This window comes from Mesorhizobium sp. LHD-90 (assembly GCF_030929505.1).
Classification (GTDB): domain Bacteria; phylum Pseudomonadota; class Alphaproteobacteria; order Rhizobiales; family Rhizobiaceae; genus Kumtagia.
Genome location: NZ_JAVFVV010000016.1, coordinates 147,282 through 159,207, shown reverse-complemented (window position 1 = coordinate 159,207; position 11,926 = coordinate 147,282). Strand labels below are relative to the sequence as shown.

The window sequence follows — 11,926 nt, the reverse complement described above, 5'->3', positions numbered from 1 at the left end:
GCAGCGGCGTGAGACGGGCATTCTTATGAATGTTCATTCGGACCCTCCGACGAATCTGAAGCGTGGTAACTCCAGTCTCCTCGGTCAGGTCCGAATGGACAACCTTCTGAAAGCCCACAGCTAGACCTCATCGCCAGCCCGCATATGGCCGCATGGGCTCGCGCCCTTGCGGCCATACCATTTTTCCGACGGTCCGGAGGTTTTCCACCGCGCAATATTTCGGCTGGCGGAACGGAGGCGGATGTTCTAGCATCGTTCCAGAAGACGATCCCGCTTCGCCTTGCCGCGAGTCCGGGCGAAAACAAGAACAAATACATCTGGCTGTCGGCATGGCGATGACGATCTCCGGCGCAGGGGTGGAGCCGGAAACTTCCAGACACGAAATATTCGCGACGGAGGACGCGCCTGCTGATCCGTTGCTGGTGCTTGTCGTTGGGCGCTCGCGAATCAATGCCGTCGTCGTTTCAAAGATCGTCGAACGCTCCGGGCTTCATCCCGTGTCCGAGTCGCCGGAGCGCGCCGAGGACTTCCTTCGCCGCCGGCAGCCTGTCCTCGTCATCCTCGACGGCGGCGGCGCCAACGCGGATTGCGAGAAGTTGATGTCGCCGCTCGGCAAGATCAGGCAGGCGGCAGGCCGGCCCGCAGTCATCCTGCTGTCCACCGGCAACTTCGCCGAAGTCGCTCCCGCTCATTCCAGCATCGTCGACGCAGTTGTGTCGAAGCCGATCCTGCCCGAACTGCTGCAGCCCGTGGTCGACAGGTTCGTCAGCCGGGCGTCGACCTGATCCCCAAGCAAACCTCGAAACCGTCGGGTTAGGGTCTGTTGATATTCGGGTTTTGAGGGCCTGCAAATGACGCTTTTCTGCGCTTCCGATGCTCATGTACCCCCACGTACACTGCGCTTCGGTTCTCGAAAAACGCCATTTTCGGCTCCTCAAAACCTGAATCTCAACAGACCCTAGCGGGATCGCCGCTGCCAGCACAGTGGGCGCATGGGTCGCCCGTGCAACCTCCGGCCATGATATGCCGTGCGGCGAATGCCTCAGACCAGCTTTGCAAGCAGGTCTGCCAGGTGTTCAGCCTCGCCATCCGTCAGCCTCGCTCCGAGATGTTTTTCGATCGCCGCGCCGTAGATCTCCCACATGGCGGCGCGCTTGCGTCGCCCCTGCTCGGTGATCACGACCCAGTGGCCACGGCCGTCGTCGCTGAACGCCTCGCGGCGCACCAGTCCTTCCCGCTCAAGCCGCGCGATCATGCGCGACAGGTTGGGCTGCGCGAACAGCGTCCGCCTTTCGATCTCCATGGGACGCAGTCGCCCGTCCTCCGCGCGGTCGAGTTCCAGCATGACGTCGTACCAGGCGAGCGGCGGACAGCCCTCCGCCTGAAGGTCGCGCTCGATGGATTCGAAAATCCTGCGCTGGCTGCGCATCAGCCGTACCCAGGCAAGTTCCACGACCTCTGACAGCAGCGCCGGTTTGCGGGTGGTGAAGGAGCGACGGGACATAGATGCAATTACATCTATATTGACAGCATCCGCAAGCCTCCTATAAAGATACATGCACATGCATCTTTATAGGAGAAGCCCAGTGACCGCCCAGTCTCGGATCGCCGGCGGCGTTGCCGGCAAAAACAAGCCGGCGTTGACGCTCGTCAGCCATCACCTTTGCCCCTTCGTACAGCGCGCCGCCATAGCGCTTGCCGAGAAAGGTGTCGCCTTCGACCGTGTTTACATCGATCTTGCCGCGAAGCCCGGTTGGTTCACGGCGCTGTCTCCGCTCGGCAAGGTGCCCCTGCTGATTGTGCGGCAAGACGACAGCAGCGAGGCCGTGCTGTTCGAGAGCGCCGTCATTTGCGAATATCTGGAGGAGACGCAGGCCGGCGTCCGGCTTCACCCCATCGATCCGTTGGCGCGTGCGCGCCGTCGCGGCTGGATCGAGTTCGGATCGTCGATCCTTACCGACCTGTGGGGCCTGGAAACCGCCAGGGAACCCGAGGGGTACGAAACCAGGCGGGCAGCCCTGATCGACAAATTCGCCCGTATCGAAACCGAACTCGGAGACGGTCCTTTCTTTGGCGGCGACGATTTTTCGCTGGTCGACGCAGTCTTCGCGCCGATCTTCCGCTATTTCGACGTGTTTGAGGAGATCGGCATGCCGACGCTCTTCCGCGACATGCCGAAGATCACTCGCTGGCGCGCCGCGCTCGCGGAGAGGCCTAGCGTCACTCAGGCCGTGCAGAGCAACTATCCCGAGCGTCTCCGCCAGTTCCTCGTCGTCCACGACGCTCATCTCCTGAGGCTCGCCGCATGATGCTGCCTTGACCAACGACGTCGTATGGACGTTGTTGATCACGGCCGGGTTGCTCGACGCCGCCTGGGCCGTGTCCATGAAATATGCCGATGGCCGCAAGGCTTGTGGCGGACATCGACGTTCTCAATTGACTTGCGGGACCAGGCCCCTTTCCTTTGTTCAATTTGCGCGGCTATACTTCGAAGATCGCAACATTCTGGTGATTGATGCCGCCTGAAAAAAAGGAAGTCCGCCCCGCAGGTCGCGCGGGCCGTAGCCGTGTGCCCTCCTATGTCAAGAACCTTCGCGGGGTGAACAACTGGAAACAGGTCAGCGAGTGGCTCGAATGGCGCGGCATCGAGGATATCGAATGCATCACGCCCGACCAGGCAGGTGTCGCCCGCGGCAAGATGATGCCGTCGAAGAAGTTCACGTCCAACACGTCGCTGGCGCTGCCCTCGGCGCCGTTCATGATGACGATCTCGGGCGACTATCCCGAGGACGGCAACGGCTTCGCCTATCCGGAAGATGACGGCGACCTGAAATTGCTCCCGGACCTTTCGACGCTCTCCGTGGTGCCGTGGGAGGACGATCCAACGGCGCAGGTCATCTGCGATCTCGTCCACCAGGACGGCCGCAGCGTCGAATTCACGCCGCGCAACGTGCTGAAGCGCGTCGTCGCCGCCTATGGCAAGCGCGGGCTGAAGCCGGTGGTCGCACCGGAGATCGAATTCTACCTGGTGCGCAAGAATCCCGATCCGGACTATCCGTTAACGCCGCCCGTCGGCCGTTCCGGCCGCCCGATCGGCGGCGGCGCCGGTTATTCGATCGCCGGCGTCAACGAGTTCGACGAACTGATCGACGACATCTATCATTTCTCCGAAAGCCAGGGGCTGGAGATCGATACATTGATCCACGAGGAGGGCGCAGGGCAGTTGGAGATCAATCTGCGCCATGGCGATCCGGTCGAGCTCGCCGACCAGGTGTTCATGTTCAAGCGCACCATCCGCGAGGCGGCGCTGAAACACGAGACCTACGCGACCTTCATGGCCAAGCCGATCCAAGGCCAGCCCGGGTCGGCCATGCACATCCACCAGTCGATCATCGACAAGAAGACCGGCAGGAACATCTTCACCGGCGAGGATGGCGCGGAAACCGACGCCTTCCGGCATTTCATCGGCGGCATGCAGAAGCACGTGCCGAGCGCGCTGGTGATGTTTGCGCCCTATGTGAATTCCTACCGCCGATTGACCCAGGCGGCCTCGGCCCCGGTCAACACCAAATGGGGCTACGACAACCGCACCACGGCCTTCCGCGTGCCGCGTTCGGACCCGGCGGCGCGGCGCGTCGAGAACCGCATCCCGTCGTCCGACGCCAATCCCTATCTGGCGCTGGCGGCGTCGCTCGCCTGCGGGCTGATCGGCATGATGCGCAAGATCGAGCCCGACGCGCCGGTCGGCACCACGGTCAACGAGGACGAGATCGACCTGCCGCGCGGCCTGCTGGAGGCGGTCGACCTGTTCGAGGCCGACGAGGATCTTCGCGACATGCTGGGCGCGTCGTTCGCCTCGACCTACGCGGCGATCAAGCGCGCCGAGTTCGAGACGTTCATGGAAGTGATTTCCCCGTGGGAGCGGGAGTATTTGCTGCTGAATGTGTGAGAGTACGCGAGCCCGTGACGCCATTCCCAAACCGGATAGACGATGCGATAAATCGGTGATGACATCCAAGCTCGAAATCGCACCAGAACTGCGTGCGCGCGTCGATGCGATCGCTGCTCGATCCAATCTGACCGCCGCCGAGGTGATCGCCGATGCCTTGGAGCATGGTCACTCGCTCGATTGGCAGGAGCAGTTCCTGGACAAGGTGGCTGAGGGCATCGCCGCGGCAGATCGTGGAGAATTTGCCAAGCGTGCCGACATCGAGAGGGTACGCAACAAATACCGTCCGTCGTGATGCTGGTCGTCTGGACGCTTCCGGCGCTCAGCCACCTCGACGAAATTCAGGATCACATTGCCAAGGAAAGTCCAAGAGCAGCCCACCGCCTCGTCAACAGCCTGATCGATCGCACGGAGCAGATGCTGTCGGCAAACCCCAGGATCGGTCGCACGGGGCGCGTGGCGAAAACACGCGAACTGGTGCTTGCCCGCACATCCTATATCGTCGTCTATCGGATACTCGAAAACGTCGAGATTCTTGCCGTTGTTCACGCCGCGCGCGAATGGCCCGAGAAATTCGATTAGCCAACCTTCAAGCAAGACGCTGCAATGACCTACCAATCCCCCATCTCCCCCGGCTATTCCTGGTACGAAGACACCGCCGGCCCGCGACCGGAATACCCGTCGCTCGACGGCGACCGAACCTGTGAGGTCGTCATCGTGGGCGGCGGTTTCACCGGCCTGTCGGCGGCCGCGCATCTCGCCAAGACGGGTGCGAACGTCGTGCTGCTGGAAGCGTATCGCTTCGGCGACGGCGCGTCGGGACGCAATGGCGGGCAGTTCGGCACAGGCCAGCGCGCCGGCGCGGAGGAACTGGAGGCCGAATACGGTTTCACCCGCGCCAAGGCTCTGTTCGACCTCGCCGAAGAGGCAAAGGCGCATCTGCTGGAATTCGCCTCGGTCAACAAGATCGACATCGATTTCCGCCCCGGTCACATGAACGTCGCCCACAAGAAGCGCGAGTTGCCGGAATTCCTCGAACATGCCGAGGCGATGACGACGCGGTTCAACTATCCGCACATGAAATACATGGACGCTGCCGAGACCGCCGAGCGGCTGGGCTCGACCCAATACTACGGCGGCGTGCGCGACACCGGCACCGGCCACATCCATCCGCTCAAGCTGGTGATCGGCACGGCGCGGGTTGCCGCCGAGGCCGGCGCGCAACTGTTCGAGAACAGCCGGGTGACAGGCGTCAGGACCAATGGCGGCAAGGTGGTCGTGTCGACCGCGCGCGGCACGGTGACGGCGCAAAAATGCCTGCTCGCGATCGACGCCTATTCCGGCGACCTGGAAAAGTCGACGGCCTCGCACATCATGCCGATCGGCTCCTTCATCGGCGCGACCGTGCCGCTCGGCGACGACAGCCCGGTGCTGCCGGGGGGCGAGTCGGTGTCGGATTCGCGCTTCGTCGTGCGCTATTTTCGCCGCGTGAAGACCGGCGAGCTTTTGTTCGGCGGGCGCGAGATCTATGGGGTGAAAGACCCGAAGGACATCCACATCCACATCCGCCGGCAGATCACCGAACTCTATCCCGATCTCAAGGACATCGAGATCACCCATGGCTGGGGCGGCTATGTCGGCATCACGATGCCGCGAAAACCGTTCGTGCGCGAGGTGATGCCGAACGTGATTTCGGCCGGCGGCTATTCCGGCCATGGCGTCATGTTGTCCAACTTCGTCGGCAAGCTTTACGCCGAAACCGTCGCCGGCAACCGCGACCGGCTGAAACTGTTCGAGGAGTTGAAGATCCCGGCTTTTCCCGGCGGGACGCGTTTCCGCTCGCCGCTGCTGTTCCTGGCTCTCAACTGGTTCGCGCTGCGCGACCGGATTTGATCCCGGACCAGGTCGGCCGTTCCACCTGCCTCGGGCCCGCGTATCCCCAGTTTTCCGAGATCAGCGTCGTCAGAGTCTCGCGCTGCTCTTCGATGCGCTTCCGCGGTTCGAGCCGGTCGTGACCTGCGATCCGATAGACGCAGCCCCTTCTGCATCGGCACCCGTCCTCGTTGCCTGGCGTCGCCGCGCAGGCGCCGCTGACAAAATGGGCGCCGATGTGTTTCCACGCTTCGGCAACGGCGCGCGACACGTTCCGGCGAAATTGTCCCGTCCGAAAGCCCTTGACCGCCATGCGGGATTGCGTTTTCGTCGCTGAAGGGTCTATTCAAGACGGCCCTTTTCACCCTCTTCCTGGTGGAAAATGGGTTCTTGGGCGCAGAGATGCCACAATCTTCGTCCAGAGTGGTAGGACCAGCCTGTTCAGGGAGGTGATGCTGGCTGGGTTCTCTGTCATGCCGAAACGGCGTTCGGCATAGGTGAATTTCCAAGGCGTGAAGCCGCATCAAGATCGGCAAGCGCGGAGAGGTTTGCGTTGAAGGGCTGGTTCGGCTCCGGCAAGTCCAAGACCCGGCGCGTGTCGCTGGATTTGCATTATGACGTGCGGCCGTCGGTCTGGCGCCGGCTCGTGGAGAGGTCGCATCTGATCGTCGCCGGTATCGGCTCGATCGCCATGCTGGGACTTGCAGGCACCGCCATCTGGCTGGCTCTGCCTTCCGATGCCGCCGACCAGATCGTTGCGCGCGTCGAGGCAGCCCCGAGCGTGGCGGCCGAATCCGCCACGGCGGCAACCGCACCGAATACCGAGACCGACGCCCCGGCCGAGACTGTTTCCACCGAGATCGCAGCGCGCGTCCAGCCCGCCGCCGAGGCGAGACCGGCCGCCGCCGCGAAGCCCGAGCCTGTCGAAGCCGCAGCGCCGGACGCGGCCGCCGCCACCGCGATGGATGTCGAACCGCTGGACCCGACCGATCCCCGCTGGATCGCCGCGACGAGCGGACATGCGGCGGCCGGCGCCGCCAAGACGGCCCGCGTCGAAGCTTCCGCTGAAGAGGGCGAAACCGCGGACAAGACCGCCCCCCCGACCATCGCCACCGCCTATGCTACCGACGACGAAGGCGGCGCCGACGAAGCGGCGACCGCCGCCATTCCGATAGCCACGCCGGCGCCCGACGTCACCGGCCAGGCGGAACAGCAGGCCGAAAAGAAGACGGCCAGCGTCGGCCGCCCAGGCAAGACGGTACGCTCCGTAACCATGCGAGCCAAGCCGGACGACCGTGGCGGCGTGCTCGGCACCGTGCCCGGCAGGGTGGACGTGCAGGTGGTGTCCTGCGCCTCATGGTGCGAGATCATCTACAAGGGCAAGCGCGGCTTCGTTTTCCGCAAGTTCCTGCGCAACAACGGCCGGTAGACGAGCCAATCCACTCCAGCCCGTCCGGTGGTCTTCGGACCGCTTTTTCCCTTCAAACTACTCCCGCAAGGTGACGCAATGCGTGGCAAAAGTCTTGCCATTTACAATTTCGGTATGTTCCGGCAGCGCGCCGATCATCCAAGCATCCAGGGATTCCACGACCGCAACGACCGGAACTTCGCCGCCGCCGAACAAAGCGGCGGCTTTGTCGCGCGGTCGGGCTATGCCGACGAGCCCGGCCCGCCAAGCTGGGGCAGGCAGGTTTATCCGCGCTTCCATGTCGATCACGGCGACGGATGGGCCCCGTCGACGCTGTCGCTCTGGCGCGATCTCGGTTCCCTCATGGCATTTTCTTATGCGGGTTTCCACGGTGAAACCTTGCGCCATGCCCGCGACTGGTTCGTCGAGCCACAATGGCCGCCTTACGTGCTGTGGTGGGTCGAGCCGGACCGCATGCCGCTATGGGCGGAAGGCGTCGCCCGGCTCGAGCACCTTCACGACCATGGGGCCAGCGCTTTCGCCTTCGACTTCAAGCACCCTTATGACGAGCACGGCCATCCGACCGCGATCGATCGCGCCGCGCTCCGGCAGCGAAAGACGGACGACAGGACCCGGGTGGATTGACGGTCAGACGCAGCGGCCGCCGTCGACCTCCAGCGCCACGCCGGTGATGAACGCTGCCTCGTCGGAGGCGAGCCACAACGCGGCATTGGCAATATCGAGCGGGGTCGAAAAGCGGCCGAGCGGGATCACCGACTTGAACTGGGCGCGGCGTTCCGGCGTGTCCTCGCCCATGAACTGCGCCAGCATGCCGGTCTCGCCCGCCACCGGACAGAGGCAGTTGACGCGGATCTTCTTCGGCGCAAGCTCCACCGCCATCGATTTTGTCGCGGTGATCGCCCACCCCTTCGAGGCGTTGTACCAGGTCAGCCCCGGGCGCGGACGCAGACCGGCGGTCGAGGCGGTGGTGATGATCGCTCCGCCACCCTGGCGCTCCATGATCGGCACCACGGCCAGCGTCGAGAAATAGATCGCCTTCATGTTGATGGCGGTGATCAGGTCGAAGGTATCTTCCTCGACTTTCAGCATGTCGCCGTTGCTGTGGGTGTAGCCGGCATTGTTGACCATGATGTCGACCCGGCCGAAGGCGCTTTTCGCCGCATAGACCATCTCCTCTACCTCGGAGCGCAGCGAGACATCGGTCGTCACGGCGATGGCATTCCCGCCGATCTCGCCAGCCACCCGCTCGGCGCCCTTGGCATTGAGGTCGGCGACGACGATCCTGGCGCCTTCCTCGGCGAAGCGCCTTGCCATGCCCTCGCCGAAGCCGGATGCCGCGCCGGTGATGATGGCGACTTTGTCTTTGAGTCTCATTCTTCCTCCCCGCAAATTTGGTAACATCCCCACTCCGGCCCTTCGGGCCACCTCTCCCCCTTGCAGGGGTAGAGAAAGGCGCTACCGCGATGCCGGCGCTTCTCCAGCCTAGGTTCCTCTACCCCTGCAAGGGGGAGAGGTGGCCCGAAGGGGTGCTAACAAAATTCACCCATGATTGAACACCACCGTCTTGGTGGCGCTCATGTCGTAGAGCGCCTCAAAACCCTTTTCGCGGCCGTGGCCCGACTTGCGAAATCCGCCAAACGGCAGCTCGATGCCGCCGCCGGCGCCGTAGCCGTTGACGAAGACCTGACCGGCGCGCACGCGCTTGGCGACACGATGCTGGCGCGCTCCGTCGCGCGTCCAGATGCCGGCGACAAGGCCGTATTCCGTGCCGTTGGCGATGCGGATCGCATCCGCCTCATCGTCGAAAGGCAGAAGCGTCAGCACCGGCCCGAAGACTTCCTCCTGCGCGATGGTCAGTTTCGGGTCCCTGGCCGCGATCAGCGACGGCGCGTAATAAAAGCCGCCTTCCGGCGCCTCCGCATGGATCGAGCCGCGCGCCAGGATTTCGCAGCCGGCCCCTTCGGCGTCGCCCACCATCGCCGTCACCTTCTGCCGCTGGCGCAGGTTGATCAGCGAGCCGAGGTCGAGGTCGGCGTCGTGCGGGCCGGCGACCAGCGCCGAGAAGCGCGCGGCCAGCGCGTCCGCGACCTTGTCGTAGACCGCCCGCTCGATCAGCACGCGGCTTCCTGCCGAGCAGGTCTGGCCACCATTCTGAATGATGGCGTTGACCAGCACCGGCAGCGCCGCCTCGATGTCGGCGTCGGCGAAGACGATCTGCGGCGACTTTCCGCCGAGTTCCATGGTGACGCCGCGATTGTTCTGGGCCGCAGCCTTCTGGATCGCCGCGCCGGTCGGCGGCGAGCCGGTGAAGGTCACGTAGTCGACCAGAGGATGGCCGGAAAGCGCGGCGCCGGCATCGCGGCCGTAACCGGTGACGACATTGAACACACCTTCCGGAAAGCCGGCCTCCAGCGCCAGTTCGGCGATCCTGATCGTCGTCAGCGAAGCATCTTCCGCCGGCTTGACCACCAGCGTGTTGCCCATTGCCAGCGCGGCGCCTGCAACGCGCGCCAGGATCTGCAGCGGGTAGTTCCACGGGATGATGCCGGCCACGACGCCGTGCGGTTCGCGCAGCGTGAGGGCCGTGTAGCCGTCGAGGAAGGGAATGGTGTCGCCATGAACCTTGTCGGCCGCGCCGCCATAAAATTCGTAGTAGCGCATGGTGGCGGCGACATCCGCCCTGCCCTGCCGCACCGGCTTGCCTGTATCGCGCGATTCCAGCGCGGCCAGTTCGGCGCCGTTCTTTTCGACAAGATGGCCAAGTTTCGTCAGCAGCCGGCCGCGTTCCACCGCCGGCATGCGCGCCCAGGGACCGTCGTCGAAGGCTCGCCTGGCCGCCCGCACCGCGAGGTCGACATCCGCCGCTCCGGACGCCGGGATGGACGCAAAGACCTTGCCGTCGGAGGGGCAAATCACGTCGACCCGCTCGCCCGAGAGCGAATCGACCGCCCGCCCGCCGACGAGTTGCATGAACGCCCGGCCTTCGGCGATCGTCCTCGAAAGATGAGCACCCATGACGAAAACTCCTTTGCCTTCGAGCGTACCGACCCACTATGGTGCAACCGCGAACGAACCGGAAGCGCAACCCTCGGGCAGCAGATGAGCCAGCCCATCGACAGCGCATGTGACACCATGACGCTGGCGAGCTTAAATCGATTAGATTAGATGATGGACAGCCTGTGGCTGTCGCCACGCACGGAACCGCCATGACCAGCCAGCTCATTCCCGTAGACCCGTTCGATTTCGTCATTTTCGGCGGCACGGGCGACTTGTCCGAACGCAAGCTGCTGCCCGCGCTCTATTACCGCCAGAGCCAGTTCTCCGAGCCGACTCGCATCATCGGCGCGTCGCGAGCGAAACTCTCCGACGCCGAGTTCCGCGAGTTTGCCAGGAAGGCCATCCGCGAGCACGTCAAGGAATCTGACGTCAAGGAAGACGAGCTGAAGAAGTTCCTCGAGCGGCTCTTCTACATTTCCGTCGATGCAGTCAGCGGCGAAGGGTTTTCGAAGCTCAAGAAGGCGCTGGGCGACAGCGACACCATCCGCGCCTTCTATCTTGCCGTGGCTCCCTCACTGTTCGGCGAGATCTCGCACAAGCTCAAGGAAAACGGGCTGATCTCGCCGAGCTCACGCATCGTGGTGGAAAAGCCGATCGGCCGCGACCTCGCCTCGGCGCGCGCTCTCAATGACCAGATCGGCGCCGACTTCGGCGAACACCAGATCTTCCGCATCGACCACTATCTCGGCAAGGAAACGGTGCAGAACCTGATGGCGCTGCGCTTCGGCAACATGCTCTACGAGCCGCTGTGGAACTCGGCGCATATCGACCACGTGCAGATCACCGTCGCGGAGACGGTCGGGCTCGAGGATCGCGTCACTTATTACGACAAGGCCGGCGCGCTGCGTGACATGGTGCAGAACCACATTTTGCAACTGCTTTGCCTGGTCGCGATGGAAGCGCCGTCGTCGATGGACGCAAACGCGGTGCGCGACGAGAAGCTGAAGGTGCTGCATGCGCTGAAGCGCATCAACGGCGCGGAAGCGCCGAAGTCGACCGTGCGCGGGCAGTACCGTGCCGGCGCCTCTGCCGGCGGCCCCGTGAAAGGCTATCTGGACGAGCTCGGCAATCCCGACAGCACGACCGAAACCTTCGTCGCCATCAAGGCGGAGATCGCCAACTGGCGCTGGGCCGGCGTGCCCTTCTACCTGCGCACCGGCAAGCGGCTCGCCTCGCGTGTTTCCGAGATCGTCATCGAACTCAAGCCGATCCCGCACTCGATCTTCGGCGACAACGCCGGCCGCATCCAGCCCAACCAGTTGGTGATCCGCCTGCAACCGGACGAGGGGGTGAAGCAGTGGATCATGAGCAAGGACCCCGGCCCGGGCGGCATGCGGCTGCGCCATGTCGCGCTCGACATGAGTTTTGCCGCCACCTTCCAGGAGCGCAACCCGGACGCCTATGAACGGCTGATCATGGACGTGATCCGCGGCAACCAGACGCTGTTCATGCGCCGCGATGAGGTCGAGGCCGCGTGGAAATGGATCGATCCGATCTTCAACGCCTGGGCCGACAGCCGCCAGGAAGTGCAGGGCTATACCGCCGGCACCTGGGGTCCGTCCGCCTCGATCGCCCTGATCGAGCGCGACGGCCGCACCTGGCACGAGAGCTGACCGGCG

At 64.0% G+C, this 11,926-nt stretch carries 14 protein-coding genes; 10 read left to right on the top strand and 4 right to left on the bottom strand.

Annotated features, from left to right (window positions below; genetic code table 11):
• The first annotated feature begins 329 nt into the window (after positions 1-329).
• Positions 330-785: a response regulator gene (locus tag RB623_RS21790; protein ID WP_308059084.1), complete on the top strand. Its 456-nt coding sequence runs from the start codon at positions 330-332 to the stop codon at positions 783-785.
• A gap of 257 nt (positions 786-1,042) precedes the next feature.
• Here the strand turns inward: RB623_RS21790 and RB623_RS21785 are convergent, their stop codons facing one another.
• Entirely contained in the window at positions 1,043-1,504 is a 462-nt protein-coding gene (locus RB623_RS21785; RefSeq protein ID WP_308059083.1) for a helix-turn-helix domain-containing protein, read from the bottom strand.
• An 82-nt stretch (positions 1,505-1,586) separates the two neighbouring features.
• Between RB623_RS21785 and RB623_RS21780 the strand changes: the two genes are divergently transcribed.
• Genes RB623_RS21780 through RB623_RS21755 form a run of 6 tightly spaced genes read left to right on the top strand, consistent with a single transcriptional unit; the run spans position 1,587 to position 5,842 of the window.
• Positions 1,587-2,309 (top strand): glutathione S-transferase family protein, encoded by a 723-nt coding sequence (locus RB623_RS21780; RefSeq protein WP_308059082.1) that lies wholly within the window; start codon positions 1,587-1,589, stop codon positions 2,307-2,309.
• A gap of 7 nt (positions 2,310-2,316) precedes the next feature.
• Positions 2,317-2,526, top strand: a complete 210-nt coding sequence (locus tag RB623_RS21775) for a hypothetical protein (protein WP_308059081.1) — start codon at positions 2,317-2,319, stop codon at positions 2,524-2,526.
• Positions 2,516-3,949, top strand: coding sequence for a glutamine synthetase family protein (locus RB623_RS21770; RefSeq protein ID WP_308059080.1), 1,434 nt, complete (start codon positions 2,516-2,518; stop codon positions 3,947-3,949). The genes RB623_RS21775 and RB623_RS21770 overlap by 11 nt, the downstream gene beginning before the upstream one ends.
• A gap of 58 nt (positions 3,950-4,007) precedes the next feature.
• On the top strand, positions 4,008-4,244 hold the full coding sequence (locus RB623_RS21765) for a transcriptional regulator (protein ID WP_308059079.1): 237 nt from the start codon (positions 4,008-4,010) through the stop codon (positions 4,242-4,244).
• Entirely contained in the window at positions 4,244-4,531 is a 288-nt protein-coding gene (locus tag RB623_RS21760) for a type II toxin-antitoxin system RelE/ParE family toxin (RefSeq protein ID WP_308059091.1), read from the top strand. The genes RB623_RS21765 and RB623_RS21760 overlap by 1 nt, the downstream gene beginning before the upstream one ends.
• Positions 4,532-4,555: 24 nt before the next feature.
• Positions 4,556-5,842, top strand: a complete 1,287-nt coding sequence (locus RB623_RS21755) for an FAD-binding oxidoreductase (protein WP_308059078.1) — start codon at positions 4,556-4,558, stop codon at positions 5,840-5,842.
• Here RB623_RS21755 and RB623_RS21750 read toward each other — a convergent pair.
• The gene (locus tag RB623_RS21750) at positions 5,811-6,134 is read right to left on the bottom strand and encodes a hypothetical protein (protein ID WP_308059077.1); all 324 of its coding nucleotides are present in this window, start codon (positions 6,132-6,134) and stop codon (positions 5,811-5,813) included. The two genes, RB623_RS21755 and RB623_RS21750, sit on opposite strands and share 32 nt — an antisense overlap.
• 240 nt (positions 6,135-6,374) lie before the next feature.
• Between RB623_RS21750 and RB623_RS21745 the strand changes: the two genes are divergently transcribed.
• Together RB623_RS21745 and RB623_RS21740 are read left to right on the top strand one after the other, a co-directional pair.
• Positions 6,375-7,250 (top strand): SH3 domain-containing protein, encoded by an 876-nt coding sequence (locus tag RB623_RS21745; protein WP_308059076.1) that lies wholly within the window; start codon positions 6,375-6,377, stop codon positions 7,248-7,250.
• A gap of 78 nt (positions 7,251-7,328) precedes the next feature.
• Positions 7,329-7,874, top strand: a complete 546-nt coding sequence (locus tag RB623_RS21740; RefSeq protein ID WP_308059075.1) for a DUF3291 domain-containing protein — start codon at positions 7,329-7,331, stop codon at positions 7,872-7,874.
• Between the two features lie 3 nt (positions 7,875-7,877).
• On the opposite strand, the gene RB623_RS21735 is transcribed toward RB623_RS21740, so the two are convergent.
• Complete coding sequence (locus RB623_RS21735; protein WP_308059074.1) at positions 7,878-8,624, bottom strand: SDR family oxidoreductase; 747 nt, start codon at positions 8,622-8,624, stop codon at positions 7,878-7,880.
• A 165-nt stretch (positions 8,625-8,789) separates the two neighbouring features.
• A complete protein-coding gene (locus RB623_RS21730; protein WP_308059072.1) occupies positions 8,790-10,265 on the bottom strand; it encodes an aldehyde dehydrogenase family protein in 1,476 nt (491 codons plus the stop codon).
• Between the two features lie 191 nt (positions 10,266-10,456).
• Here RB623_RS21730 and zwf point away from each other — a divergent pair, with 191 nt between their 5' ends.
• Positions 10,457-11,920 carry a glucose-6-phosphate dehydrogenase gene (zwf, locus tag RB623_RS21725; RefSeq protein ID WP_308059071.1) on the top strand — a complete coding sequence of 488 codons (1,464 nt, stop codon included), beginning with the start codon at positions 10,457-10,459 and terminating at the stop codon, positions 11,918-11,920.
• Positions 11,921-11,926: the final 6 nt, after the last annotated feature.